The organism is Pandoraea morbifera (genome assembly GCF_902459575.1).
GTDB lineage: Bacteria > Pseudomonadota > Gammaproteobacteria > Burkholderiales > Burkholderiaceae > Pandoraea > Pandoraea morbifera.
In genome coordinates this window covers 203,671-228,512 of sequence record NZ_CABPSD010000007.1, presented here as the reverse complement: position 1 = coordinate 228,512, position 24,842 = coordinate 203,671, and the positions used below count along the sequence as shown (strand labels likewise).

Sequence of the window (24,842 nt, the reverse complement as noted above, 5' to 3'; positions counted from 1 at the left end):
GAGGTCCTTCCATGCAATATGTCTATGTCGGGCGCAACGAGCTTGTCGCCCTGATCGTCGGTCTGGTGACCGGCACGCTCTATTCCTGGCTCGATTTGCCGATTCCCGCCCCGAACGTGCTCGGCGGCATTTTTGCCATCATCTTCACGTACCTGGGTTATCTGGTAGTCAATGCCTGGCGCCGCTCGGTCACCTTCGGACGTCCACCGGCCGACGGCTCGCCCGGCGTGGGTCCGGCCCGTGCTTCGTGAGGAGGTTGCCATGGTCGAAATCACGCTGGGCGCCACCGAACTGCAAGCCGCGGCCGTGGGACTGGTGACGGGTGTGCTCTACACGAGCGTGCGCGCACCGATTCCGGCGCCAAACGTGCTGGGTGGCATCTTCGCCATCGTCGGCACGTTCATCGGCTTCGTCTTCGTCGCCGCCATGCGAGGGCAGTTGCAGATCGGCTGACACCCTTGCACTATTGACGCCTGAATGGCGTCCCCCGGCGCCGAATGTGTTTGCGCAGGACATCGGTGCCGGGGCTGCGTCGCAGGCACTTTCCGAAGGAGGCCGGGTTTTGGATCGCGCGCACTTTTCCACCGAGTCATACGCCCACGATCAGCGCGGGCCGGCCTGGCAGGCGCGTCTGCTGGACGCGCGCCTGCACTTTCGCTCGCCCTCGCCAGGGCAGCCATTGCATGGCACGTTGCTCACGCATCGCACACCGGCAGGTATCGAACTGTCCGTCGTTGCGTCGACGCCGCAGATCGTCACCGCGCGCGCAGGCGGCGAGCGGGGCTTCCTGCTCATCATGCTGCTCGACGGTCAGGCCGAGTTGTCCGGACCGGGCACCGCCGCCTGCGAGCGGCTTGCGGCAGGCGACATCACCTGCATTCCCGGCACGGACAGCGCCGACCTGGTGGCGAACACCCCATTTCGTCTCGTCTGCGTGCACGTGCGGCACGCGCTGATCGCGCCGCGCCTTGGCAGTGCGCCACCCGTGCACACGTGCAAGCTGCCCGCGAGCGTCGCGGCGCTCTTCGGCGGACTGCTCGGCGGCCTGGCTGCCAGGCTCGAATCGGTGCAGGGCGCCGACCCGCATGCGCTCGCGCCGGTGGAGAGCGTTATCCTCGAATGCCTTGCGTCGGCGCTGGCCGCCGTCAAACCGCCGGCCGCCGCGGGACTGTCAACCTCCCGCGCCATTGCGTTCGAGCGCATCTGCCATCGCATTCAGGCTCGCCTTGCCGAGCCCGACCTCTCCCTGTGTGCCATCGCTCGGGACGAACACGTCTCGGAACGGTATCTGCGCAAGCTGTTCGAAGGGTCCGGTCACAGCTTCTCGTCGTATCTGCGACACAGCCGGTTGCAGCGCTGTTTTGCCGACTTGCACAATCCGGCCTACGACCGGTTGTCGGTCTCCGATATCTGCTACCGATGGGGCTTCAACGATCCGTCGTATTTCAGCCAGGCGTTTCGCGAGCGGTTCGGGCTGTCGCCGAAAGCCAGCCGCGACCAGGCAATGCGCGCGAGGGCGCTGCCGGAACGTGCGCGCATCTCACGCGGACATCCCGACGTGCCGGCCGGAATCGCCCAACGCGCGCAGGCTGTCGCGCGCGCCGCACAACGTGTGGGCAACGACGAGAACCAAGACGTCGAAGTACCCGGCGCGGGCGATGTCGATCCGTACCGTGCCGTGCCGCACGACGACGGCCGGCACCATTACCTGCGCGCCACATGCGATACCGTGCATTGGGGCTATTTGAGCCACGACCTGCCGCCGGCCTTGACCGTGCGCTCAGGGGACACGGTGACCGTCGAAACGTTGACGCAGCACGCGACCGACGACTGGGAGCGCATGATCCAGGGTGATCCGGGCGCGCAGAGCGTGTTCCACTGGACCGCCACGCAGAAGAATGTGGATCGTCGCGGCGCCGGCCCGATGGATGCCTCCGTGTACGGACGCGGCGCCGGCGAGGGGTTCGGCGTGCACATCTGCACCGGCCCGATCGCCGTGGAGGACGCCATGCCCGGCGACGTGCTGGAGGTCCGCATCCTCGATCTGCGCCCGCGGCCGAGTGCCAACCCCGACTACGCGGGCAAGGCGTTCGGCAGTCATGCGTCGACATGGTGGGGCTTTCACTATCAGGACATGCTCACGCTGCCGCGCGAGCGCGAAGTCGTGACCGTGTTCGAGATCGACTGTCACGAAGACGGCGACCGCGATGTGGCCCGCGCCCTCTACAGCTTTCGCTGGACACCGCAGCAAGACCCGTTTGGCGTTGTGCATCCGACCATCGACTACCCGGGGGTACCGGTCGATCACACCCGCATCACGAAGAACTACCGCACACTCAGGAACGTGGAGATTCCGCTGCGCCCGCACTTCGGCGTGCTGGCCGTGGCACCGGCGCAGGACGGCCTGATCGATTCGATCCCGCCCTCGAGTTACGCGGGCAATCTCGACAATTGGCGCGTGACGCGCGGCGCGAGCGTGTTCCTCAAGGTCGCCGTGCCCGGCGCGCTGCTGTCGATCGGCGACCCGCATGCGTCGCAGGGCGACGCCGAACTGGGTGGCACCGCCATCGAATGCTCATTGACCGGCAACGTCCAGTTGATCCTCCACAAGAAGGCCGCCATCGAGGCGTGCGCGCCGTATGCCGATCTGACCTACCCGCTCGTCGAAACGCCCACGGAGTGGATCATTCACGGCTTCAGCTCGCCCAACCACCTGGCCGAACTCGGCCAGAAGGCCCAGAGCCAGATCTACATGAAATCGACGCTCGACAGCGCGCTTCGCGACGCCTTCCTGAAGGCCCGCCGATTTCTCATGCAGGTCAAGCACCTCACCGAAGACGAAGCTACCGCGATCCTCTCGATCTCCGTCGATTTCGGCGTGACGCAGGTCGTGAACGGGAACTGGGGCGTGCACGCCATCATTCGCAAAGGGATGTTCCGCGATTAGGCAGGCTGCGTGCCCGGTCAGCGCCAACGACCGCAAACTCGGCAAGGCACGCACCGGTACATCGGCCGCCGCTCACGGCCTCGCCGGCTCCGACGCGGTCGGAGCCGGCGTGTATTTCGGTGCCGCCGAGCCGTCTCTCAACCATCCCCGCCCGACGCCGCCGGCGCCGCTGCAGACTCGGACCTGCCTGCCGGCAAAGCGATCGCGAGCAACGCCTGCGCCTGCGCGCGCAGGTCTTGCGCCAATGGGTGAAACGTAAACGTTACGGCTTTTGCGAGCCCCTGCAACATCTTGCGCGAGCTGCGGGAATATGCCGGGTCGTAGTGCCTCACAATGAGCGCCTCCGACAGTGCCCGGTGATCCCCCCGCTCGAGCAACGTCAGCCACTGGTCGATCACGGCACGCCCATGCAACGGCACCAGCCTCAGCAACTTCGCGCGAAAGTCGTCCGGCTGCGCGAGCAGATGGCCATATTCCTCCATCAACAGATCCACGCGTTCGTCGCGCGCGACGTTCACCTCGACGCACGCCGCCGTGGTGCGCAGCGAGGTCATCAGCGATTCCGGCAGCGAAATCAGACCGATGCGGCGGCTTTCCGCCTCGACGAATACCGGCCGCGCGGGATCGAAGCCCCGCAACACCGACACCAACGCCGTATCGAACGATTTCTGCGACGGCTGCGGCCGGTCGGGCACCGCACCCAGCAGCGAACCGCGATGCCGCGCCAGCCCTTCGAGATCGAGCGCCTGCGCCCCGGCATCGGCCAGTGCATGCAGCAGACGCGTCTTGCCGCTGCCGGTGTGCCCGGCAAGCACAACGTAGTCGAGCCTGGGGGGCAGCGCATCGAGCGCGGCCACCACGTCGCGCCGGTACGTCTTATAGCCGCCTTCGAGCTGACGGGCGCGCCAGCCGATCATGTTCATCATCAACGTCATCGACGCCGAGCGCGTGCCGCCGCGCCAGCAATAGACAAGCGGCCGCCAGTTGCGCGGCCGGCCCGAGAACGTCGTATCGAGATGATGGGCGATGTTGCGCGCGACCATGGCCGCGCCGACCCGCGAGGCGTCGAACGGCGAAACCTGCTTGTACAGGGTGCCGACGGTGACGCGCTCCTCGTTGCTGAGCACTGGCGTGTTGATCGCGCCAGGAATGTGGTCATCGTCGAACTCGAGCGGCGTGCGCACGTCGACGATCTCGTCGAAATCGTTCAGGTGCTCAAGGGAAACACGCAAATGGTTCATCGTGTCCGCCCCGCCGCCGACGTCGATTCGTCCGCCCCGGCCACCTTCGCGCACCGCGTACCGTATGGCGTGCGCGAAGTCGCCTGCCGCTGGTCCGCGACGTCGAGCCTCGCACGAACCTTCGCGGCGCGGTCGATCATGTGCGCCGCACCCTCCGGGTCGCCCGCGCCACCGAGCGCCAGCGCGTAGTCGTCGAGCAGTTCCACGTATGCGAACGGTGCATGGCGAGACGCGTCGATGCGATCGAGCGTTGCGAGTGCCCGTCCGAAATATTTCGCGGACTGCGCAAACTGGCGCTGAGTCAGTGACAAACGCGCCAGCTCGATGAGCGCCGGATAGCGATAGCGGTTCGTGAGAATGTCGAGATCGTAGGCGAGACTCAGTTCGCGCTCGGCTTCCGCGTAGTAACACGTCACGCCCAGCGCGCGCCCGTAGTCGTAATGCATGGCGGCGCGCTGCGAGGCAGGCCATCCGGATTGATCGGCCACGAGCACAGCCTGCCCAAAGTCGCGTCGCGCGGTGTCCCAGTCGCCGCGCACTTCCGCCGCGCCGCCCATGGCCGCGTAATCCGGCCCGGATGGCGTGCGCAGGGGCGTGCTGCACCCGGCCACGCTCAACAGGCCGCCAAGCACGCCCACCGCCGTCCACCGCTTGAAGGTTCCAATCATCGGGAAATGCACGCTCGAGGCGCTAATCGGGAATTGAGTTGTCGCGAGACACCGTTGCCTCGCGTTCGCCCGACAGGATACCTCGTCGCACCTGAACGCCCCACCGCCGGCGCCCGGTGAGAAAGTGCCCCCACCCGAGCGCCGCGCCGGCATGGCGCATCAACTGGAACGAGAACGGCTCGAGCAGGGCCGCCACGAAGGCCAGCCCGAAGCTTGTGCCGGTGCGGCTTCCGGTCCAGCGCCGGTAAGCGTGGACAGACCACAGATGAAAGCCGAGATCGATGCCGATCTTGCCGAGAATGATGCCCGAGACCGGCAACACCACGTTCGCGTGCCCACGAAAGACGAACGCCACGAGCAGCGCGAAGGCACTCAGCCCATAGATGGGCTGCAACGTGTCGAAGGCCTTGACCGGCAGCATCAGGCGTCCCAGATTGCCGTAGCGCCCGTTGCCCACCATGTCGCGGTACCAGTACTGCGTTTGCAGGAACCCCGCGAACCACCGGCGACGCTGGCGCAGGAAGCTCGCGAGCGTACCGGGCGCGTCGCTGATCGCCTGAGCGGCGCCCACGACGCGCACATCCCAGCCCAGATCATGATCGGCCGAATAGCGACGCAGCCGGTGGATGAGTTCGTAGTCTTCGACCAGGCACGCCGGGTCGAACCCGCCCACTGCCAGGACCGCGTCACGGCGAAAACACGCGAACGCGCCCGAGATCAGCAGCAAGCCATCGACGCGCATCCACGCGAAACGGGAAATGAAGTTGCGAATGTACTCATACGTCTGGAAGAACTGCAGGACACGGGCACCGGGCGAAGTCCCGCAAACCGGCGTGAGCACGCCGGTGGCGGCAACCAGGTGCCCACGCCGTGCGAATGCATCGTACATCGCCGCGCAAGCGCCGGGCGCAAGCAACGTGTCAGCGTCGACCGTCATCACAATGTCGGTCGTCATGCCCACCCATGCGGCGTTCAGCGCCCGCGCCTTGCCGCCGTGCGGCAGGCGAAGCCAGCGCAGGTTCGGAAATGTGGCGCTGGGGGCGCTCAGACGACCTTCGCCCGGATCGGTCAGCCCGTAGTGCTCCGCGAGCAACGCGGGCGTGCCGTCGCGCGAGCCGTCGTCGGCAATGACGATCGCGTCCGGAACACGCCGCCCCGCCATGAGCGCGCGCAACATGACTGGCAGCGCCGCCGCCTCGTTATGCGCCGCGATCACGACCCCGAGCGTGAGTCGCGCGTCAGTGCCGCTGAAGGTCGGCATTGCCATCGCGGCAGCATCGGGATCGGGGCGCATCAGGCGCCACGCCTGAAGGAACACGAACGCCAGCAACACCGTGTCGTACACCACGTAGGCTACCCCCGTTCCCCATGCCAACACCCCCCTGAGGAAGAAGGCCTGCGCGAACAGCAGGCACCACAGCGCGCCCACGCCGACATGCATGACACCGCTGGCCAGCGGTGTACGAAAGCGCGCGAAACGTGGCGAGCATCGCGCACGGGCCGCGTCCAGACGCGCGGTGTCGACGGCATGCGGCACGCCCATCGCTGCGCCGGTCGCCGCGTCGTTCGGCTCGCAGACGCTCACGGCAACATCCTGCGAAGCACGGAATGACGGTCGATCCATTGATGCTTCAGCGCCGCGCCGACGTGCAATGCCAGCAGTGCGTACAGCGCATATGCGCAATACGCATGTACGTTCCCCAGCAAATCGTGCCAATAGTTCTTGCTCGCCTCGTTCATGCTCATGAGCCACCCCATGCGGGGAAACGGCACCACGCCGAACAGCACCAGCGGGTGCGTGGACGCCGCCACCCAGGCGGAGTCGTGAGCCCAGCCGGTGAACGGCAGCGCGAGGATCAACAGGTAGAGCATCCAGTGCACCGCATGCGCCGATGCGCGCTCCCACGAGGCAAAGACTTGCGACAGTGGCGGCGGACGGTGCGTCAGGCGCCAGACGACGCGCAACATCGCCAGGCCGAGCACGGTAATGCCGATGGATTTATGGAGGTCGATCCAGAAACGCACGTCGATCTTTTCGAGGGTAGCGTCGGAGAGCAGCGCAATCGTCTGGCCGATGGCGACATTGCCCAGCATGAGCAACGCCACCGCCCAATGCAGCACCATGGCGACACGCGTGTACTTCTCGTCCTCGTACAACGCGATGCCGGACTTCGGCACGGACGTGGAAGGTGCGGTTGGAGTGGGGGAATTCACGTCGGACATCCTGAAAAGACAGAGGCTGATGTTGGCATAACGCCAATTTAAGCGCGGTTATTCCATCGTTGGTTCAACAGACTGTTACCGGAAGTTACACAGACCTCGCCCAAGCGTCGCCCGCCGCGCCCCACGAATACCGTCTATCAGTCGTCAATGTCGGAGTCGCATTCGGGGGGTGCCTTGCGAGTGCGCCGCAAAACCGCGATGATCGGGCATCTCGAGCGCAGCCCGAACGGCATTGCGCCCCTCCAAGGAGACGAATCATGCCCCGCAGCATTGCCGAAAAACGCGCCGCGTTTCGCGAACTTCATCTGGCCGGTTGCTTTGTCATCCCCAATCCGTGGGACGTCGGCAGTGCCCGGTATCTTGAACGCGCCGGCTTCCGGGCCATCGCCTCGACCAGCTCCGGATTCGCCTGGTCGACAGGCCGTCCCGACAATGGGGTGACGCGCGACAGCGTGCTGGCGCATTTGCGCACGCTCGTGGATGCCACCGACCTGCCGGTAAACGCGGACTTCGAGAGCGGCTTCGGCAGCACGCCCGACGAGGTGGCGCACAGCGTGAAGATGGCCGTGGCGACCGGCGTCGCAGGCTTGTCAATCGAAGACTCGACCGGCGACATCAACGCCCCGCTGTTCCCCATCGACGAGGCGGTGGCACGACTGAGGGCCGCGCGACAGGCGATCGACGAGACCGGCGGCGACACGCTGCTCGTCGGACGCGCGGAGAATTTCTTCGCCGGCGTGCCGGACCTGGACGATACCGTCGCCCGCCTGAAGGCCTATGCCGACGCGGGCGCCGACTGTCTTTATGCGCCAGGTATTCAGTCGGCCGAACAGATTCGCACGGTGGTGACGGCCGTCGCGCCCAAACCGGTCAATGTCCTGGTGGGCGCGACCTCGCCGTTCACGTTGCAGGACCTGGCCGATCTCGGCGTGAGGCGTGTCAGCGTAGGCGGCGCCCTTGCCCGTGCGGCCTGGGGAGGCTTCATGCACGCGGCACAGGCGCTCGCCGAAGGTCGCTTCGACGGGTTCGACGGTGCGGCCAGTGGGGCCACGCTCAACGGATTGTTCCAGCCGGACCGTTAAGGGCGCGGACGCACGGTCTGGCGCGCGGTGCATGACCCGTGACTTTTCGTCGATGGACGGCGTGTTCATCGCCCGGAGACAATGGGTTGCCCTGCCGATGCACCGCGTCGCCATCGATGGCGCATGCGGCACGCCCGGCGCCCTGCCACACGGAGCGATCATGACCTCGCCGCACGATGCCTTTGCCATTCCCACGCCGCTCGGTGCCGCCCTGCCCAAGCCGCGCATCTTCGAGACATTCGACGAGGCGCGCGCCGACCGGAAACTGCGTCTGGCCGTCGCGTTTCGGATCTTCGCCCGCTTTGGCCTGGCCGAGGGCATCGCGGGACACATCACCGTGCGAGACCCCGAGTTCGCCGACCGCTTCTGGGTCAATCGCTACGCGCAGCACTTCTCCTCGATCCACCCGGACGACCTGATCCTGGTCGACGAAGCCGGCGGCTTGCACCATGGCGACGGTCCCGTCAATGCCGCCGCCATGGCGATCCACGCGGGCATTCACGCCACGCTGCCCCATGTCACCGCGGCTGCCCATACGCACACGACCCACGGCCGCGCATTCTCCGCGCGCGCTCGCGAACTGGCGCCGATCAATCAGGAGGCCTGCCTGTTCCACGACGACCATGTGCTGTTTCGCGGCGACGTGCTCGTGCTGGGCGCCGAGGAAGGGCGTCGCATTGCGCGGACCATGGGACACAAGCGCGCCGCGGTGCTGCTCAACCATGGGCTGCTCACCGTCGGTTCGTCTGTCGATGCCGCGGCCTATCGCTTTCTCGCGATGGAGCGATGCGCGCAGGTACAGTTGCTCGCGGAAGCCGCGGGACCGCTGGAAGTGCTGCCCGATGCCGAGGCCCGCGAAGTCTTCCGTCTGCTCGGCTCGGACTACGTGGCATGGCTCGGCTTTCAGGGGCTCTATGAACAGGTGTTGCGCGAAAGCCCCGAATTGTCGGCATACGCAACGCGACTGGCGCGATAGGCCTCGACCGCGCGACGCAGCCACGCATCGAACTGGCGTAGCGGCGCCCAGTCGCTGCGCTGCGCGGGATGGGAAAAGTAGATTGTCTGCGGATTGGCCAACGTATGCGCATGGGCCTGCACCAACGCGCCGCTGGCCAGTTCCCGCTCGATCAGCACGCGCGGGAGTAACGCCACGCCGAGACCGGCAACCGCCGCGTTGATCGCCATGATGAACATGTCGTAGCGCTGCGCACTGCGTTGTGGCCGAATCTCGGCGGAGGGCGGCAGGCATAGCGACGCGAGCCAGTCATCCCATACGCGCGGCAGGTCGCGCGCACAGATCCACGACGCGGCGGCAATGTCCTCGAGCGATAGCGACGAGCGGCCGTCGAGCAGACGCGGCGCGGCCACGAGCAGTAGCGAATCGTCGGTGACGAGGGCCTTGCCGGGCATGCCGGGCCACAGGCGTGTGCTGAAGTAGATCGTCGCGTCGAACGCGCAGTCGTCGAAGAACACAGGTTGATCGCGTCCGAGGATATGCAGGCGGACGTCGCGCGTGTTCGCGTAAAAATCGTCGAGCCGGGGAATGAGCCACTGCGCGGCGAACGTCACCCCGACGGCGATTTCCAGCGCCGTCTCTCGGCCCTGCCGCACCACGTCGAGCGTGTCGCGCCGGATCTGGTCGAGGTGCACGCGAATGCGCTTGGCGTATTCGGCGCCGGCGGGCGTGAGCACGAGCCGCTGCTTGACACGCTCGAACAGCGCCACACCCAGATGCTTCTCCAGTTCTCCCACGCGCTTGCAAACCGCGCCGTGCGTGAGCGCGAGTTCCAGTGCGGCCTGAGCGAAATTCTGATGACGGGCGCTGGCCTCGAAGGCCTGCAACGCCGAGAGGCTGGGGACGCCCAGACGCATGATGACTCCTGCGGGATTTCGATGTTGCCCGACAGTCTATGCGAAGCGCCCCGCGCCATCCAGAACCCGTCCGTCGCGCGTGGCTTGGACCGTCGCCCCCCGAGCGGGCATCGACGGGCCGTGTAGTCGCCAGGCGTGCACCTCACTCCACGTGCGCGACGCCCCCCGCGAGCACCGCGCCGCCGGCGACGTCCTTCGGAAGTGCCCACGACAGCCAGTGCGTGCGAAGTGCCGCGACCAGTACGAAGGCAAGCGCCGCCAGCGCGCCAAAGGTCGCAAAGCCCATCTGGTAGCTGCCCGTCGATTCCTTGGCAATGCCCATGATGACCGGCAGGTAGAAACCGCCGATGCCACCGGCCGCGCCGATGATGCCCGACATGAGCCCCGTCTTGCCTTGCCAGCGTTGCGGCACGAGCTGGAACGTCGCGCCGTTGCCCAGCCCGAAGCACAGGTAGACGAGCACGAGCAGCGCGATCCCGGCGCCTTGCGGCGGCATCCATGCGGCAAACACAAAGTCGATCGCGGAGATCGCCGCGAGCAGCAGCACGAGCGCGCGCACGCCGGAGATCCGGTCGGCGACGAGTCCACCGATCGGACGCACCAGGGCACCGAGGAAGGCCAGCAGCGACATGAACAGGCCGGCTTCGATGCGCGGCATGCCGTACAGCGAGATGAGCAGTGTCGTGACGTACGAGGACATGCCCACGAAGCCGCCGAACGTGATGCTGTAGACGAGCATGATCACCCACGTGTCGCGCTCGGCCAGCACGCCGCGATAGTGGCGCGGCAGCACGGCGATGGCGAGCAGCGCCCCGAGCACGGGCAGCAGCAGCACGCCGGCCTTGCCTTCGCCGAACGCGCCCGCGTGCACGCAGAGCACGAGCGCGATCAGGCCGAATACCGTGATGAAGAAGCTGGTGAACGCACGCGGAGCGCTCCCCGACTTCATCCCCAGATCCTTCGCCCAGAACACCAGCGCCACCGCGGCGAGCGCGAGCAGCGGCAGCGCGGCGCCGGCGGCGCGCGCCCAACCGAAGTGCTCAGCCAGTCCGGGGAACATGAATCCGTCGAGCACGGCGCCCACGTTGCCGGCGGCGGCGAGCCCCAGCACCAGCCCCTGTACCTTGGGGGGATAGTTGCTTCCGGCCATTGGCAGCGCCACCGCGAAGCTAGCGCCCCCCACGCCGAGGAACACGCCGAGTACGAGCAGCAGCGTGTACGACGGCGTACCCGGCATGAGCAGCAGCACCACCGACGGAATCGCCGAAAGCGTCAGGCCCATCAGGGCGATCTTGCGACCGTCGCACGCCTGGTAGAGGTTGCCGAGCGTGACGCGCAGAATCGCCGCGCCCAGCACCGGCACCGCCACGAGAAAGCCGGTTTGCGCCGGGGTCATCGCAATGTCCTTGCCGATGAACGGGGCCAGAGGGCCGAGCATCACCCAGACCGTGAAGCCGGTGTCGAAGTACAGAAAACACGCAACCAGCGCGCGCCAGTTGCCACTTTTCAACGATTGCGTGAGCGTGCTCATGGGAACCCTCGTGTTCGTATGCCAAAAAAAAGCGCCCCGAAGCCGAGTACCTGACGAACAGGCCTTTGGCTTCGGGACGCCGTTGCCCCGAAATCCCCGCTCTCGCAGGGTCATGCGTGCGGTGCAGAAAATTCGCTTGTCTTCACTCGGCCGCCTTTGGCCTTGCACAGGGACTAGCAAGTGGCGTGCCAGCGCTGCGACGGGCGGGCGTCCCGAATGGCGTTGCGGCCCTGTCGACGCCGGTCTTCGCGACATGGACGCCCCTGAGCCGGACCGGCCGCCGCGCGTCCCGGGGCACGGGGCAAGGCGGCATTCGTGTTCCGCTTGAGGGTGTCGTGCCGCATCTCGATGCGGCGGCGCACCAATTGCGTGCGCCATCGATGCCTATCTTTCATGCCGGATTTCGGCGTCTGCGCGATCTCGTGGCGCGCTGGCTGTCCGCCGCCATCGCGCCCCACGCGACGATCCATGCAGCCTTCTGACTCACGAAAGTACCGTCGCAAGTCCTGCTCGACGTGACCTTCGTGGATAATCGAAACGTTCGCACCTTTTCGCTCCGGCGCTGCCCATGAACGCCAAGTTCTTTCCGCATTTGCTGCGCTTTCATCCCCGCCTGCTGATCGCCATCGCCATCGGCGTGATCGCCGGACTGTTCGTCCAGGTGGCCGTGAGCGGCGAATTCACGCCCATCACGCGCACCCTGATCGGATGGAACGCCGGCGCCTGGTCTTATCTCGCGATGATCTGGTTCATGATGGTCACGTCGCCCAGACGCAGCATCGAGCGCTTTGCCGAGCAGGAAGACCAGAGCGCCGCCCTCGTGCTAACGCTGGTGAGCCTGTCGGCCATCGCCAGTGTGGCGGCGATCGTCCATATTCTTGCGAGCGCCAAGGCAGGCGGCTCGCAACACGCTTCCGAGCACGTGCTGTTTGCCGCAGGCACCCTCGTCGCCGGATGGTTCCTGGTGCCCACGATCTACACGCTGCATTACGCACGCCTGTACTTCACGGACACCGAAACGCCTTACGCGCTGGGCTGGCCCGACCGCGACTGCGATCCGGATTACTGGGACTTCCTGTACTTCTCGTTCACCATCGCGGTCGCGTCGCAAACTGCCGACGTCTCGCTCAAGTCGCGCCGCATGCGACGCGCGGCGCTCGCGCAGGCCATCCTCTCGTTTTTCTTCAATCTCGCCGTGCTGGGCCTGTCGATCAATATCGCCGCCGGATTGCTCAGCTGAAGCCATGCCAGGCCTTGTTCGCCACCATGCGACATGGCGTCGCATCTGACGCGCACAAAATTCCTTTCGAAAACATACATGTATCGCCACCGATCGTCGCAGGCGGTGGCGCGTCAATGCGCCACATGTGACGACTTGTCACGCGTACTGCGCTGCAGCAACGCCTAATATGCAGGCAAACAAATGGTGTTTGGATGTCATCGACACCATACAAGACAGGGTTTATTTGCATATATAGAGCGCAACATGACTGCCGTTTCGGAAGCCCTCGACCTCGCGCGCCTGCAATTCGCGTTCACGGTCTCGTTTCACATCGTTTTCCCCGCCGTCTCCATTGGCCTTGCCAGCTTCATCGCGGTGCTCGAAGGGCTTTGGCTGAAAACACGTCGACAGCACTATCTCAATCTGTGCCGCTTCTGGTCGAAGGCCTTCGCGGTGTGCTTCGGCATGGGGGTGGTCTCGGGCGTGGTCATGGCGTATCAGTTCGGCACCAACTGGTCGGGCTTCTCGAGCTTCGCGGGCGCGGTGACCGGTCCGCTGCTGACCTATGAGGTCATGACCGCGTTCTTCCTCGAAGCGGGCTTTCTCGGCATCATGCTGTTCGGCTGGAACCGCGTGAGTCCTCGGGCGCACTTCGCCGCGACCCTGTGCGTGGCACTCGGCACGCTGATTTCCACGTTCTGGATCCTGGCGTCGAACAGCTGGATGCAAACGCCGCAAGGCTTCGAGATCGTCAACGGTCGTGTCGTGGTGCTCTCCTGGTGGGAGGTGATTTTCAATCCGTCCTTTCCTTACCGTCTTGCGCACATGAGCATCGCCGCGTTCGTGGTTGCCGCCCTCGTCGTGGCGGGCACGGGCGCCTGGCATCTGCTGCGCGGACGCCGCGATCCTGCCGTGAAGACCATGTTCTCGATGGCCATGTGGCTGCTGTTGATCTTCGCGCCGCTGCAGGCTTTCGTCGGCGACCTGCACGGGCTCAACACCCGAGAACACCAGCCCGCGAAGCTCGCCGCGATGGAAGGCCTCTGGGAAACGAAGTCCGGCGGCACGCCGCTCAACCTGTTCGGCTGGCCCGACATGCAGGCCGAGACCACCCGCTACGCCATCGAGGTACCGCATCTGGCCAGCTTGATCCTCACGCATAGTTGGGATGGCGAAATTCGCGGCCTGAAGGAATTCCCGAAGGACGAACGCCCCAACGTACCGCTCGTGTTCTGGAGCTTCCGAATCATGGTCGGCCTGGGCGTGGCCATGATCGCCGCGGCGCTGGCTGCCCTGTGGCTACGCCGTCGCGGCATGCTCTTCACCTCGCGCGGCTTCGCCCGCACCATGCTGCTGCTCTCGCCCACCGGCTTCGTCGCCCTGCTCGCGGGCTGGGTCACCACTGAGGCCGGACGCCAGCCATGGGTCGTGTATGGCGTGATGCGCACCGCAAACGCCATGTCGCCGGTGAGCGCTCAGCAGGTGCAAGTCTCGTTGCTCGTGCTTGTGCTCGCGTACTTCCTCGTGTTCGGCACCGGCGTGTACTACCTGCTGAAGATTCTGCGTGGCGGCCCGGCACTGTCCGGCGACGCATCGAACGAATCGAGCGAGTCCGGCGCCGCGCACGACGAGCGCCGCGTGCCGCAGGCCGTGCTGGCCGCGCCGGCGATGTCAGGCTTGTCCGCACGCATGGATACCGACACGGCCCGCGCGCTCTGACCGCGCTTCGCACCACCGACGACACTGAACCTTGCGAGACCTCTCATGGATCTGACCTTAGCCTGGGCCGCCATCATCGCGCTCGGCCTCTTTCTCTATGTCGTGCTCGACGGCTTCGACCTCGGCATCGGCATTCTCTTCCCATTCTTCCCCGACGCACGCGAGCGCGACACGATGATGAATTCGGTCGCGCCAGTGTGGGACGGCAACGAAACCTGGCTCGTACTGGGCGGCGCCGGCCTGCTCGCCGCGTTTCCCATGGTGTATTCGGTGCTGCTCTCCGCCCTGTACTTGCCGCTCGTGCTCATGCTGGTGTGCCTGATCTTCCGGGGCGTGGCGTTCGAGATTCGCGGCAAGTCACGCCGCACCCGACAGTGGTGGGATCTGGCGTTCATCGGCGGGTCGGCCGGCGCCACGTTCTTTCAGGGTGTCGCGCTCGGCGCCTATCTGTCCGGTATCCCGGTGGAGAACGGCCAGTTTTCAGGCGACGCCTTCGGATGGCTCACCGCATTCAACCTCTTCACGGGTCTCGGCCTGCTGGTGACGTACGCGCTGCTCGGTGCATGCTGGCTCATCGGCAAGACCGAAGGCGACCTGCAACGCCGACTGCGCCAGCTTGCGTGGCCGCTGACGATGACGTTGGTCGCCGTCATGGCCGTCGTCTCGCTGTGGACGCCGCTGCGGGTACCCATGGTCGCGCAACGCTGGTTCGACGACGCTTGGTTCTGGCGTTGCCTGCCGGTGCCGTTCCTCGTGGCGGGTACCGCGCTCATGATGCGACGCGTACTGCGCCGCGCGCACGACGCCACGCCCTTCTGGCTCGCGATCGGGCTGGTGTTTCTCGGCTACAGCGGGTTGCTTATCAGCGCCTATCCGTACGCGATCCTGCCGGGCGTCACCCTGTGGGATGCGGCGGCCCCGCACTCGAGTCTGTCGTTCACGATGTGGGGTGCGGCGTTCATCATTCCCGTGATCCTTGGCTATACGATGCTGGCGTACTGGGTCTTTCGCGGCAAGGTGGCTCACGATGCGCACTATCACTGATCTCGTGCGCCCCGGCGTGCGCAGGCAGCGCGAGCGAAGCGTCGCGCGCGGCGCCTGGCAACTCGCCATGATTCGCTGGGGATGGTTCGTTGTCCTGTGGTGCGCGGGGGTGGCCGGGACCGCCCTGCTTGCACTACCATTCAAGCTCATCATCGCATCTGCCAAATAGGAGGCATGCTAATGAATGGACTTTGCTCTGCGCATCCGACGCGCGGTATACGGCGCCTGAACGTCGTCGCCGCCGCGGTCCTGGCCGCGACGTTCGCCTCGGGCGCCGGCGTGGCACGTGCCGAGGGAATGAGTGTTTCCTCACCCGCGTTCGCCGACGGCGGCATGCTGCCGGCGATTCATGCGGGCCTCGGGGATTGCGGCGGTCAGAACGTCAGCCCGCCGATCGAGTGGAAAAACCTTCCGCAAGCCACCCGGAGCGTAGTCGTCACGATGAAAGACCCCGACGGGGCAAAAGGTGGCGGCGTCGTGCATTGGCTTGCGTACAACATTCCGGCGACCGCCTCGTCGCTCGCCGCCGGTGCGGGCAACCAGTCGGGCGATCACATTACCGTGGGCAAGAACGTGAGCGGTGCGACGTTGTATCGCGGGGCCTGCCCGCCGGTCGGCGATTCGCCGCATCACTACATCATCACCGTGACGGCGACCGATCTCGATCCGGGACGCCTCCCGCCAGGACTGGACGCTTCCGGACTCGCCGTGGCGCTCGCCGGGCACACCCTCAACGGCTCGACCATCGTCGCGCGTTATGGCCGATAGCCGGACACGGTCGAATCACTTCGACAACTGAAACAAAGCGCCGGCGCAAGCATGCGTCCGGCGCCTTGTCTTTCAGGGGACGTCGGCGCGCGGCGCGATTACTTGTCGCGGGCGAGCGCGAGAAATTCGGTGCGCAATGCGAGGTTCGGCTGCAACTCGCCAAGCATGGCCGAAGTCACCGTTTCCTCGCCCGCCGTGCGAATGCCCCGGCTTTCCATGCACATGTGACGGCACGACACCACCACGCCCACCGCCTTGGGTTGCAAGTGGGTCATGAGCGCTTCGGCGACCTGCGTGGTCAGGCGCTCCTGCACTTGCAGACGGCGGGCGAAGCAGTCGACCAGACGCGTGAGCTTGGAGAGTCCGACGATCTTGCCGTTGGGCAGGTAGCCAATGGTCGCCTTGCCGAAGAACGGCGCGAGGTGATGTTCGCAGTGGCTGTACACGGGAATGCCGCGCACGACGATCAGCTCGTTGTACTGTTCAGCGCCGTCCTCGAAGACCTTGAGCACTTCGGCCGGATCCTGATCGTAGCCCGCGGTCCATTGACGCCACGCCTTCTGCACCCGCGCCGGGGTTTCGTGAAGGCCGGGGCGGTTCGGGTCTTCGCCGATATGTTTGAGGAATCGCTTCCAGTCGTTTTCGTCGAACGTGTCGTGAGACATATGAATCAAGCTCCTTGCATGAGGTCCGGTGCGCTGCGCCGGTGCCGCTCGCGCGCCCCGTGCGCTGCCGGACATGTGCGCACAATAGCAGAGAGTCCCCGCATGCGCATCGATGCCCCCACGGTGCGCAAGGCACTCGCTGCGGCATGCCTGCGTCGCCACCGATTGCCGTGGCCGCCGATTATGCGCTAATGTGACAGCAAGCCGTCGCAACCCTGCACCCCCACTTCGCAACGAACCGCAACGCACGAGGCGCGTCATGCCGGCCATCCCCCGCATGTGCACTATCCCGGGCAATCTCGCGATCCGCCTTGCCACCCTGTCCACGCTCGCCTTGCTTGCCGGCTGCGGCGATCGCGCCGTCAAGCCATGGCAGGGTTACGTCGAAGGCGAGTTTGTCAATGTCGCCTCGTCGCAGGCCGGCACCTTGCAAACCCTTTCGGTGGCGCGCGGCCAGCAGGTGAAAGCCGGCGATGCGCTCTTCGCGCTCGAATCCACCTATGAACGAGCCGCGCAAGCCCATGCGCGCGATACGCTCGCCAACGCCGAAGCACAGTTACGCGATCTCGAGACCGGCAAGCGGCCCGACGAAATCGCCGTCTCGAACGCGCAACTCAAACAGGCCGTCGCCACGCGCGACAAGTCGGTCGCGCAATTCGACCGCGATCAGGCGCAATATGCCGCGGGCGGCATTTCCCGCGAACAACTCGACGCGAGCCGCGCCGAAGCGCGCAGCAGCATCGCGCGCGTACAGGAATTGCAGAGCAGCCTGGCCGTGGCACACCTGCCCGGGCGCGCGGCCCAGCGCCAGGCGCAAGCGGCACAGGTCGACGCCGCACGCGCCTCGCTCGCGCAGGCCGACTGGCAGCTCGCGCAGAAGCACCCGGTCGCCGGCGCAGCGGCGCGCGTGTACGACACGATGTATCGTGTGGGCGAATGGGTTGGCGCCGGCAGCCCCGTCGTGCGCCTGCTGCCGCCAGGCAACATCAAGGTGCGATTCTTCGTGCCCGAACCCTCGCTCGGCACGCTACGGGCCGGACAGACAGTTCACATCGCCTGCGACGGATGCGGCGCCGGCATCGACGCACGCATCACTTATATCGCCGCGCAGGCCGAATACACGCCGCCCGTCATCTACAGCAACGACACGCGCGACAAGCTCGTGTACATGATCGAAGCCCGTCCCGCCGTGGCCGACGCCGCGAAGCTCAACCCCGGCCAGCCCGTGCAGGTGAGCCGCCCATGAATCCGGGCGCCACCTCGCCGGGCATGCCGGACATGCGCGAATCGCCGGACGGGCATGGCGGGCACGACCTCGCCATCGACGTTCGCGGCCTGGACAAGCATTTCGGGGACAAGCACGTCGTGAAAAACGTCTCGCTGCAAGTCCGGCGCGGAGAGATCTTCGGCTTTCTCGGGCCAAACGGCAGCGGCAAGACGACCTGCATCCGCATGATGTGCGGCCTGCTCACGCCCGACGGCGGCTCCGGCACGTGTCTCGGCTACGACATCGTGCGCGAGAGCGCACAGATCAAGCGGCACGTGGGCTACATGACGCAACGTTTCTCGTATTGGGAAGATTTGACGATTCGCGAGAATCTCGACTTCGTCGCGCGCGTCTACGGTATGGCAAACCGCCGCGAAGCCGTCGATCGCGCCATCGAAGGGCTCGGGCTCAAGGCGCGCGCAAAACAGTTGACCGGTTCGCTCTCGGGCGGATGGAAGCAACGCCTGGCCCTGGCCGCATGCATGTTGCACGAGCCGCGCGTGCTGCTGCTCGACGAGCCGACCGCGGGCGTGGATCCCACCGCGCGACGCGACTTCTGGGAAGAACTCCACGCGCTCGCCGCGCGAGGGATCTCGGTACTCGTCAGCACTCACTACATGGACGAGGCCGAGCGCTGTCACAAACTTGCCTACATCTCATACGGGGAACTGCTCGCGCAGGGCACCGCCGACGAGGTCATCGCCGCCCAGCGTCTGGCCACGTGGACAGTGCATGGCGAGAACCTCGTCGACTTGTCACGCGAACTGCGCGAGCAGCCCGCCGTTGCACAGACCGTTGCCTTCGGCAACGCCCTGCACGTGAGCGGACCGGACGCCGACGCGCTGGCGCAGTTGCTGCAGCGTCTGGCGCGTGAGCGCGGCCTTTACGCCGCCCCGATCGACACGAGTCTGGAGGATGTATTCATCTATCTGATGAGTCACGCGAGGGACAACTTCGGAGACGGGGCATGAGCACGCCGCTGGGCTTTTCGATCGCGCGCTGGTGGAGCATCGTGTGCAAGGAGTTCCTGCAATTGCGGCGCGACCGCGTCACGTTCGCCATGATCGTGGGCGTGCCGCTCGTGCAACTGGCGTTGTTTGGCTTTGCCATCAACTCCGATCCGAAACACATGCCCACGGCCGTCATCCTTCAGGATCAGAGCGAATTCACGCGCAGCCTCGTGGCCGCGATGGAGCACTCGGGGTATTTCCGCTTCACCGAGACGCTGACCGACGAGGCCGCCGGACGTACGGCGCTGGCGCAGGGCCGCGTGCAATTCGTGCTCAATGTTCCGGCCGACTTTACGCGGCGTCTGCTACGAGGCGAGCGGCCCGCGGTGCTCGTCGAAGCCGACGCGACCGATCCGATGGCCATGGCCTCCGCGCTCGGCGCGCTGCCGGCGATCGCGCAATCCGTCGCGCAGAAAGACCTGACCGGCGCGCTGGCGCCGCTGGCCGGCACGCCGGGCGGGTTCGACGTGCAGGTGCACCGCATGTACAACGCCGAGGGCATCACCCAGTACAACATCATTCCGGGCCTGATGGGCGTGATCCTCACGATGACACTCGCGATGATGACCGGCCTGGCCATCGTGCGCGAGCGCGAGCGCGGCACCATGGAGAACCTGCTCGCCACGCCGGTGCTCCCCATCGAGGTCATCACGGGCAAGATCGTGCCGTACGTCGCCATCGGGCTGATTCAGGCGAGCATCATCCTCATTGCCGCGCGCTTCGTCTTTCATGTACCGTTCCAAGGCAGCGTCGTCGCGATCTACCTGTCCGCGCTCGTGTTCATCGCGGCGAATCTGACCGTCGGCATCGCCCTCTCGTCGTTCGCCGACAACCAGCTGCAGGCCATGCAGCTCACCGTGTTCTACTTCCTGCCCAGCATGCTGCTCTCGGGCTTCATGTTCCCGTTCGGCGGCATGCCGGCCTGGGCGCAAGCGATCGGCAACCTGCTGCCGCTCACCTACTTCAATCGGCTCGTTCGCGGCATTTTGCTCAAAGGGAATGGCTGGGGCGACGCCTGGCACGACCTGTGGCCGCTGCTGGTGTTCTCCGCCGTGCTCATGGCGGTGGCCGTGAAGTTCTACAAACGAACGCTCGACTGAGGCCCCTATGCGAGTCACACGCGCTTGCCGATGGCCCGTGCCGCGCCGCCCGCGCATCGGCACCTTCGCGCTCGGATTGACTGCCGCCCTGTCAGCCTGCGCGGTAGGCCCCGACTTCCGTGCGCCCAACGCGCCCGCCACCGCGCAATACACGAGCGAGAGGCAACCCACGGCGACGGCGCAGGCGCGTGCCCTGCCCACCTCCCAGGGAGAGGCGCAGACGTTCGCCACCGATGTCGACGTGCCGGCAGACTGGTGGACGCGCTTCGGCTCGCCCCCGCTGAACGCACTCGTCGCGCAGGCGCTTGCCGACAGTCCCACGCTCCGGCAGGCCGAGGCGAAGCTGCGCGAGGCGCAGGAGAACTATCGCGCGCAGGCGGGAGCGCGCTTGCTGCCGTCGGCGGACCTGAAACTCTCCGGCACGCGCGAACAGGTCGATCTTGCGTCATTCGGCATCACAAGCGTACCGAGCCCCGGCCCATTCACGCTTTACAACGCGAGCGTGAACATCTCGTATACGCTCGATGTCTTCGGCGGCAACCGACGCGCCCTCGAATCGCTCGCCGCGCAGGTCGACTATCAGCGTTTCGAACTCGATGCGGCGCGCCTCTCGCTCGCCGGCAACGTGGTCACCACCGCATTGCGGCAGGCCAGCGTCCGTGCGCAACGCGCCGCGCTCGAAGGCATGCTGGCCGCGCAACGGGTCCAGCTCGACATCACGCAAGCGCGTGAGCGCGCCGGCGGCGTCGCCACGCTCGACGTGCAGAATCAAGCGGCGCTCGTCGCGCAAACGGAAGCGCAACTCCCCGCCCTGAGCGCGCAGATCGCCCAGTACGATCATCAACTCGCTCGGTGGCTCGGCCAGCCGCCAGGGGCATTCACCTCACCCACCATCGACCTCGCAACGCTGCAGTTGCCGCGGACGGTGCCCGTTGGCCTGCCTTCGACGCTCGCGCGGCGACGGCCCGACATCCGGGCATCCGAGGCGATGCTGCACAAGGCCAGCGCCGATGTCGGCGTGGCCACCGCCAACCTGTATCCTCAGTTCACGCTATCGGGCAGCTTCGGCACGCAGCGCATGCGCACGGCCGATCTGGGCGACGGCATCAACATCTGGAGTATCGGCATGAACCTGCTGCAGCCGCTCTTTCGCGGCGGCGAGTTGCGCGCCCAGCGGCGCGCGGCCGTGGCGGCTTACGATGCCGCGCTCGCGTCGTATCAGGACACCGTGCTACTCGGCCTCGCGCAGGTGGCCGACGCGATGCGGGCGCTCGAAGCCGATGCGGCCACGCTCGCCGCACGCGCAGACGCGGCACAGCGCGCGGAGACCGCCTACCGGATCGCACGCGAGCGCTACCGGGCCGGCGGCATCAGCCATCTCGCACTGCTCGACGCCCAGCGTCAGGCGCTCGATGCCACACGCGCCCGGCTCGACGCCCAGGGCGCACGCCTGAGCGACACGGCGGCGTTGTGGCAGGCCCTGGGCGGCGCACCGATCACCGCGGCACCCGGCGATGCGGTAGTCGCCGCGCCCGAGCTCGTCCGCCCGTCTAACCCAGCGAGTGCGCCGCCTCGGTGAGGCATTTCATCAGCGTGGCGACCGGCGCGCGCTTGAGTGCCGACTGACGCGCGAGCACCCCCAGTTCTCGCGTGAGCGGCTCACCCACGAGCGGCAATACCTGAACGCCGGTTCGCGTCGGCTTGTCCGCCGCGTTGCCGTGCGAGGGCAAGCCAATGAGCGTGGCCGGCACGATCGACCACCCGAGTCGCGCACGCACCATGCGAAGAATCACTTCAGGCTCGTCGAGCTCTACCCCCTCACGCACCCACAGCCGGTGACGCTTCAGGTAACGCTCCACAAGGTCGCCACCATACGAGCGCCGGTTGTAGCGCACGAACGGCAACGACCCGGCCCAATGCGCGACGTCGCCGCGCGTGCCCTTCGGGGCGATCGCCACGTAGGGCTCTTGCATCAGCGTGAGCCACTTCATGTCGGCGGGCACGCCGATACGCGGCCGGATCATGACCGCCAGATCGAGCTCCCGGGCGTCGAGTTGCGCGAGCAACTGTACCGACATGCCCGGCACGATGTTCAGGTGCGGCATCGCGCCCAGTGCCGTCCATCGTTGCACGGCGCCCGGCAACAACCCCAGTTGTACCGTCAGGATCGCGCCGACGTGGATCGGCGCGAGCGCCGCCTGTGCGTCGCGCGCGCCCGCCTCACCACGCATGGCCTGATACCCCGCGATCACGCCTTGCGCCTGTGCGAGCAAACGGCGGCCGTCGTCGGACAGCGACACGGCACGACCGGTGCGCTCGAACAGCGCAACGCCGAGATCGTCTTCCAGGCGCTGGATCTGGGCGCTGACCGCCGACTGCGTCAACCCGAGACGCGCCCCCGCCGCCGAAAACGACGCGGTTTCGGCTGCCGTGACGAAGGTTTTGAGATATCGGATCATTGATCGAAAATTTTGTGACTGAGTCGCCGAATTATTCGTTTCTTATTATTTTTATCGATGGATAGAATTTACCGCAAAACTACGTCGCGCGACGAAGCCAGCGGGGATGACCCGCTTCGCCCCCCGGGCGCGTTTGCGATCCAACCCCACATTGCACGGGAGTCCTGCATGGCAACACCACTCTTTCACCTTGCGTTTCCGGTCGACGACCTCGAAGCCGCGCGCCGCTTCTATGGTGGCGTGATGGGCTGTGCGGAAGGCCGTAGCTCGGACCACTGGATCGACTTCGACTTCTTCGGCCATCAACTGGTCGCCCACCTCTCGCCGGACGATGCCGGCAGGCGCATCACCAATCCGGTCGACGGGGACGAAGTACCGGTGCCGCATTTCGGCGTTATCCTTGACATGCCCGCATGGCACGGGCTCGCCGACCGGCTTCGCGCGGCGGGCACGCGCTTCGTGATCGAGCCTCACATCCGCTTCGCCGGCCAGGTGGGCGAGCAAGCCACGCTGTTCTTTTACGATCCGGCGGGCAACGCGTTGGAGTTCAAGGCGTTTGCAGACATGTCGCAGGTTTTTGCCAAGTAATTCGAGGCGCTGTCGATCGGCAGCGCCCATGCCGTTTGATTGGTTGTTGTTTCCGCTTTTGTTGCATACCGGACCCGAGTCTTCTCATGAGCCAATTCGTCATTTCGGCGCCGCCCCAGGCGTCCGTCGCCGTGGCGGGCAGCGATGCCCGCTTTCCCGTGCGCCGCGTATTCTGCGTCGGCCGTAACTACGCCGCCCACGCGCGCGAGATGGGCAGCAATCCGGACCGCGAGCCGCCCTTCTTCTTCATGAAGCCGGCCGACGCCGTGGTGCCCGCCAGCGGCACGCTGCCCTACCCGCCGCTCACCCGCGAGCTGCATCACGAAATCGAGCTGGTGGTGGCCATCGGCGCGCCGGGCGAGAACGTCGACGCAAGCCAGGCGCTGTCGCTGGTCTGGGGATATGGCGTCGGTGTGGACCTCACCCGTCGTGACCTGCAACAGCAGGCCAAGGACACGCGCCGCCCGTGGGACTGGGGCAAGGCGTTCGACGCCTCGGCGCCGTGCGGCCCCCTGCACGCGGTGGCGCAGGTCGGCCATCCGAAGGAAGGCCGCGTGTGGCTGGACGTGAACGGCGAGAATCGTCAGACGGGCGACCTCAACGAACTGATCTGGTCCGTTCCCGATCTCATCGCCGAGATCTCGCGCAGCGTCCGGCTGGCTCCGGGCGACCTGATCTTCACGGGCACGCCGGCCGGCGTGGGACCGCTCGAGCCCGGCGACAAGGTGAGCGCAGGGGTTGCGGGCGTCGGCGAGATCGCCTTCACCATCGGCAACGCACCGGCCGCCTGACGCCGCGATGCCCCACCCGCCCGTTCCGGTCTCTCGACCGGGGCGGGCTTGCCGCACGACAGCCCCCCAAGGATATCCACAGCATCTGTTGATAACCCTTTGTATAAGTCACCTGCCGACGGCGCAAATGCCCGCCGGCATTGACTGTCAAGTCCATTGCCTAATTTGCCGTCACCGATACGGTATTGCCCTTCTCGCCGCTTGCCCCTTCGGCAATCGAATCCCTGCGATGCAACATTTTCCGCGAGCCGCCCAGGCAGCCTTTCAATCCTGAAACGTTTTCGCGCGCACCCTGGCGACCCACGCGTTTCGAATGGTGAATTCCCCATTGAATTCATTGGCTTGCATCGATTGGCATGCTTCTCGCATAAAGCATGGGGCAAGCCGTCCGCTCTCGGGGAAGCCTCTTCGCTGAGTCGACTGTCTCGGGATTCAAGCCATGAACGCCACATGGCCCCGGCACGCCCGATGCCTATCCTTCGCCGGGAGCGCCCCGAGCGCGGATGGATTGCACCTCAGGCTGGAAATCGACGGCCGACACCGTCAGGGAGGGGATCATGCAAATGCGCCGAACCGGGCCTTGCGCCCTGAGTCCCTGCGCCCGCTCGCTCTCACCGGCGAGCCCGGCGAAATCGGCCCGGCGCC

At 66.2% G+C, this 24,842-nt stretch carries 25 protein-coding genes; 17 read left to right on the top strand and 8 right to left on the bottom strand.

What is annotated here, in order from left to right; all coding sequences use genetic code 11:
* Window positions 1-11 precede the first annotated feature (11 nt).
* From PMO31116_RS13940 to PMO31116_RS13930, 3 genes are all read left to right on the top strand, one after another.
* Complete coding sequence (locus PMO31116_RS13940; protein WP_150567232.1) at window positions 12-251, top strand: XapX domain-containing protein; 240 nt, start codon at window positions 12-14, stop codon at window positions 249-251.
* A 10-nt stretch (window positions 252-261) separates the two neighbouring features.
* The gene (locus tag PMO31116_RS13935) at window positions 262-453 is read left to right on the top strand and encodes a DUF1427 family protein (RefSeq protein ID WP_150567231.1); all 192 of its coding nucleotides are present in this window, start codon (window positions 262-264) and stop codon (window positions 451-453) included.
* 109 nt (window positions 454-562) lie between these two features.
* Window positions 563-2,947 (top strand): acetamidase/formamidase family protein, encoded by a 2,385-nt coding sequence (locus PMO31116_RS13930; RefSeq protein WP_150567230.1) that lies wholly within the window; start codon window positions 563-565, stop codon window positions 2,945-2,947.
* A 137-nt stretch (window positions 2,948-3,084) separates the two neighbouring features.
* Here the strand turns inward: PMO31116_RS13930 and mnmH are convergent, their stop codons facing one another.
* The 4 genes from mnmH to PMO31116_RS13910 are packed head-to-tail and all read right to left on the bottom strand — an operon-like array spanning window position 3,085 to window position 6,980.
* Window positions 3,085-4,188, bottom strand: coding sequence for a tRNA 2-selenouridine(34) synthase MnmH (mnmH, locus tag PMO31116_RS13925; RefSeq protein WP_150567229.1), 1,104 nt, complete (start codon window positions 4,186-4,188; stop codon window positions 3,085-3,087).
* Window positions 4,185-4,856 carry a hypothetical protein gene (locus PMO31116_RS13920; RefSeq protein ID WP_150567228.1) on the bottom strand — a complete coding sequence of 224 codons (672 nt, stop codon included), beginning with the start codon at window positions 4,854-4,856 and terminating at the stop codon, window positions 4,185-4,187. Before PMO31116_RS13920 ends, mnmH begins: the two co-directional genes overlap by 4 nt.
* Window positions 4,857-4,878: 22 nt before the next feature.
* Window positions 4,879-6,399 (bottom strand): glycosyltransferase family 2 protein, encoded by a 1,521-nt coding sequence (locus PMO31116_RS13915; RefSeq protein ID WP_150567287.1) that lies wholly within the window; start codon window positions 6,397-6,399, stop codon window positions 4,879-4,881.
* A gap of 38 nt (window positions 6,400-6,437) precedes the next feature.
* On the bottom strand, window positions 6,438-6,980 hold the full coding sequence (locus PMO31116_RS13910; protein ID WP_246185293.1) for a cytochrome b: 543 nt from the start codon (window positions 6,978-6,980) through the stop codon (window positions 6,438-6,440).
* A gap of 356 nt (window positions 6,981-7,336) precedes the next feature.
* On the opposite strand from PMO31116_RS13910, the gene PMO31116_RS13905 reads away from it, so the two are divergent.
* Window positions 7,337-8,161, top strand: coding sequence for an isocitrate lyase/PEP mutase family protein (locus PMO31116_RS13905; RefSeq protein ID WP_150567226.1), 825 nt, complete (start codon window positions 7,337-7,339; stop codon window positions 8,159-8,161).
* A 31-nt stretch (window positions 8,162-8,192) separates the two neighbouring features.
* The gene (locus PMO31116_RS13900; protein ID WP_246185284.1) at window positions 8,193-9,137 is read left to right on the top strand and encodes a class II aldolase/adducin family protein; all 945 of its coding nucleotides are present in this window, start codon (window positions 8,193-8,195) and stop codon (window positions 9,135-9,137) included.
* Here the strand turns inward: PMO31116_RS13900 and PMO31116_RS13895 are convergent.
* A complete protein-coding gene (locus tag PMO31116_RS13895; RefSeq protein WP_150567225.1) occupies window positions 9,074-10,033 on the bottom strand; it encodes a LysR substrate-binding domain-containing protein in 960 nt (319 codons plus the stop codon). The genes PMO31116_RS13900 and PMO31116_RS13895 overlap by 64 nt on opposite strands.
* Window positions 10,034-10,175: 142 nt before the next feature.
* Window positions 10,176-11,564, bottom strand: a complete 1,389-nt coding sequence (locus PMO31116_RS13890) for an MFS transporter (RefSeq protein ID WP_150567224.1) — start codon at window positions 11,562-11,564, stop codon at window positions 10,176-10,178.
* Window positions 11,565-11,899: 335 nt separating this feature from the next.
* Here PMO31116_RS13890 and PMO31116_RS23730 point away from each other — a divergent pair, with 335 nt between their 5' ends.
* The 6 genes from PMO31116_RS23730 to PMO31116_RS13865 all read left to right on the top strand — a co-directional run bounded on the left by PMO31116_RS23730 (window position 11,900) and on the right by PMO31116_RS13865 (window position 16,317).
* Window positions 11,900-12,046 carry a hypothetical protein gene (locus PMO31116_RS23730; RefSeq protein WP_023871690.1) on the top strand — a complete coding sequence of 49 codons (147 nt, stop codon included), beginning with the start codon at window positions 11,900-11,902 and terminating at the stop codon, window positions 12,044-12,046.
* Between the two features lie 86 nt (window positions 12,047-12,132).
* Complete coding sequence (locus PMO31116_RS13885; protein ID WP_150567223.1) at window positions 12,133-12,804, top strand: DUF1345 domain-containing protein; 672 nt, start codon at window positions 12,133-12,135, stop codon at window positions 12,802-12,804.
* Between the two features lie 246 nt (window positions 12,805-13,050).
* A complete protein-coding gene (locus tag PMO31116_RS13880; protein ID WP_150567222.1) occupies window positions 13,051-14,505 on the top strand; it encodes a cytochrome ubiquinol oxidase subunit I in 1,455 nt (484 codons plus the stop codon).
* A 45-nt stretch (window positions 14,506-14,550) separates the two neighbouring features.
* A complete protein-coding gene (gene cydB, locus PMO31116_RS13875) occupies window positions 14,551-15,549 on the top strand; it encodes a cytochrome d ubiquinol oxidase subunit II (protein WP_150567221.1) in 999 nt (332 codons plus the stop codon).
* Window positions 15,533-15,718 carry a hypothetical protein gene (locus tag PMO31116_RS13870; RefSeq protein ID WP_150567220.1) on the top strand — a complete coding sequence of 62 codons (186 nt, stop codon included), beginning with the start codon at window positions 15,533-15,535 and terminating at the stop codon, window positions 15,716-15,718. The genes cydB and PMO31116_RS13870 overlap by 17 nt, the downstream gene beginning before the upstream one ends.
* A gap of 11 nt (window positions 15,719-15,729) precedes the next feature.
* The gene (locus PMO31116_RS13865) at window positions 15,730-16,317 is read left to right on the top strand and encodes a YbhB/YbcL family Raf kinase inhibitor-like protein (RefSeq protein ID WP_150567219.1); all 588 of its coding nucleotides are present in this window, start codon (window positions 15,730-15,732) and stop codon (window positions 16,315-16,317) included.
* Window positions 16,318-16,415: 98 nt separating this feature from the next.
* Here PMO31116_RS13865 and folE read toward each other — a convergent pair whose 3' ends face one another.
* Entirely contained in the window at window positions 16,416-16,982 is a 567-nt protein-coding gene (gene folE, locus PMO31116_RS13860) for a GTP cyclohydrolase I FolE (protein ID WP_044458260.1), read from the bottom strand.
* Between the two features lie 259 nt (window positions 16,983-17,241).
* Between folE and PMO31116_RS13855 the strand changes: the two genes are divergently transcribed.
* The 4 genes from PMO31116_RS13855 to PMO31116_RS13840 are packed head-to-tail and all read left to right on the top strand — an operon-like array spanning window position 17,242 to window position 21,938.
* A complete protein-coding gene (locus PMO31116_RS13855) occupies window positions 17,242-18,228 on the top strand; it encodes an HlyD family secretion protein (RefSeq protein WP_425494793.1) in 987 nt (328 codons plus the stop codon).
* Between the two features lie 32 nt (window positions 18,229-18,260).
* Window positions 18,261-19,220 carry an ABC transporter ATP-binding protein gene (locus tag PMO31116_RS13850; protein ID WP_174971318.1) on the top strand — a complete coding sequence of 320 codons (960 nt, stop codon included), beginning with the start codon at window positions 18,261-18,263 and terminating at the stop codon, window positions 19,218-19,220.
* Window positions 19,217-20,359: an ABC transporter permease gene (locus tag PMO31116_RS13845; RefSeq protein WP_150567218.1), complete on the top strand. Its 1,143-nt coding sequence runs from the start codon at window positions 19,217-19,219 to the stop codon at window positions 20,357-20,359. Before PMO31116_RS13850 ends, PMO31116_RS13845 begins: the two co-directional genes overlap by 4 nt.
* Before the next feature lie 7 nt (window positions 20,360-20,366).
* Window positions 20,367-21,938, top strand: a complete 1,572-nt coding sequence (locus tag PMO31116_RS13840; RefSeq protein ID WP_150567217.1) for an efflux transporter outer membrane subunit — start codon at window positions 20,367-20,369, stop codon at window positions 21,936-21,938.
* Here the strand turns inward: PMO31116_RS13840 and PMO31116_RS13835 are convergent.
* Window positions 21,910-22,818 carry a LysR family transcriptional regulator gene (locus PMO31116_RS13835; protein WP_150567216.1) on the bottom strand — a complete coding sequence of 303 codons (909 nt, stop codon included), beginning with the start codon at window positions 22,816-22,818 and terminating at the stop codon, window positions 21,910-21,912. The two genes, PMO31116_RS13840 and PMO31116_RS13835, sit on opposite strands and share 29 nt — an antisense overlap.
* 168 nt (window positions 22,819-22,986) lie before the next feature.
* Between PMO31116_RS13835 and PMO31116_RS13830 the strand changes: the two genes are divergently transcribed.
* Entirely contained in the window at window positions 22,987-23,406 is a 420-nt protein-coding gene (locus tag PMO31116_RS13830; RefSeq protein WP_150567215.1) for a VOC family protein, read from the top strand.
* 86 nt (window positions 23,407-23,492) lie between these two features.
* Complete coding sequence (locus PMO31116_RS13825) at window positions 23,493-24,197, top strand: fumarylacetoacetate hydrolase family protein (RefSeq protein WP_150567214.1); 705 nt, start codon at window positions 23,493-23,495, stop codon at window positions 24,195-24,197.
* Window positions 24,198-24,842 lie beyond the last annotated feature (645 nt).

Bases quoted from the DNA above. Each gene is read 5' to 3' on its own strand.
- PMO31116_RS13940 (WP_150567232.1), top strand. From the start codon at position 12: ATGCAATATGTCTATGTCGGGCGCAACGAGCTTGTCGCCCTGATCGTC.
- PMO31116_RS13935 (WP_150567231.1), top strand. From the start codon at position 262: ATGGTCGAAATCACGCTGGGCGCCACCGAACTGCAAGCCGCGGCCGTG.
- mnmH (WP_150567229.1), bottom strand. From the start codon at position 4,188: ATGAACCATTTGCGTGTTTCCCTTGAGCACCTGAACGATTTCGACGAG.
- PMO31116_RS13920 (WP_150567228.1), bottom strand. From the start codon at position 4,856: ATGATTGGAACCTTCAAGCGGTGGACGGCGGTGGGCGTGCTTGGCGGC.
- PMO31116_RS13915 (WP_150567287.1), bottom strand. From the start codon at position 6,399: ATGGGCGTGCCGCATGCCGTCGACACCGCGCGTCTGGACGCGGCCCGT.
- PMO31116_RS13910 (WP_246185293.1), bottom strand. From the start codon at position 6,980: ATGGTGCTGCATTGGGCGGTGGCGTTGCTCATGCTGGGCAATGTCGCC.
- PMO31116_RS13905 (WP_150567226.1), top strand. From the start codon at position 7,337: ATGCCCCGCAGCATTGCCGAAAAACGCGCCGCGTTTCGCGAACTTCAT.
- PMO31116_RS13900 (WP_246185284.1), top strand. From the start codon at position 8,193: ATGACCCGTGACTTTTCGTCGATGGACGGCGTGTTCATCGCCCGGAGA.
- PMO31116_RS13895 (WP_150567225.1), bottom strand. From the start codon at position 10,033: ATGCGTCTGGGCGTCCCCAGCCTCTCGGCGTTGCAGGCCTTCGAGGCC.
- PMO31116_RS13890 (WP_150567224.1), bottom strand. From the start codon at position 11,564: ATGAGCACGCTCACGCAATCGTTGAAAAGTGGCAACTGGCGCGCGCTG.
- PMO31116_RS13885 (WP_150567223.1), top strand. From the start codon at position 12,133: ATGAACGCCAAGTTCTTTCCGCATTTGCTGCGCTTTCATCCCCGCCTG.
- PMO31116_RS13880 (WP_150567222.1), top strand. From the start codon at position 13,051: ATGACTGCCGTTTCGGAAGCCCTCGACCTCGCGCGCCTGCAATTCGCG.
- cydB (WP_150567221.1), top strand. From the start codon at position 14,551: ATGGATCTGACCTTAGCCTGGGCCGCCATCATCGCGCTCGGCCTCTTT.
- PMO31116_RS13870 (WP_150567220.1), top strand. From the start codon at position 15,533: ATGCGCACTATCACTGATCTCGTGCGCCCCGGCGTGCGCAGGCAGCGC.
- PMO31116_RS13865 (WP_150567219.1), top strand. From the start codon at position 15,730: ATGAATGGACTTTGCTCTGCGCATCCGACGCGCGGTATACGGCGCCTG.
- folE (WP_044458260.1), bottom strand. From the start codon at position 16,982: ATGTCTCACGACACGTTCGACGAAAACGACTGGAAGCGATTCCTCAAA.
- PMO31116_RS13855 (WP_425494793.1), top strand. From the start codon at position 17,242: ATGCCGGCCATCCCCCGCATGTGCACTATCCCGGGCAATCTCGCGATC.
- PMO31116_RS13850 (WP_174971318.1), top strand. From the start codon at position 18,261: ATGCGCGAATCGCCGGACGGGCATGGCGGGCACGACCTCGCCATCGAC.
- PMO31116_RS13845 (WP_150567218.1), top strand. From the start codon at position 19,217: ATGAGCACGCCGCTGGGCTTTTCGATCGCGCGCTGGTGGAGCATCGTG.
- PMO31116_RS13840 (WP_150567217.1), top strand. From the start codon at position 20,367: ATGCGAGTCACACGCGCTTGCCGATGGCCCGTGCCGCGCCGCCCGCGC.
- PMO31116_RS13835 (WP_150567216.1), bottom strand. From the start codon at position 22,818: ATGATCCGATATCTCAAAACCTTCGTCACGGCAGCCGAAACCGCGTCG.
- PMO31116_RS13830 (WP_150567215.1), top strand. From the start codon at position 22,987: ATGGCAACACCACTCTTTCACCTTGCGTTTCCGGTCGACGACCTCGAA.
- PMO31116_RS13825 (WP_150567214.1), top strand. From the start codon at position 23,493: ATGAGCCAATTCGTCATTTCGGCGCCGCCCCAGGCGTCCGTCGCCGTG.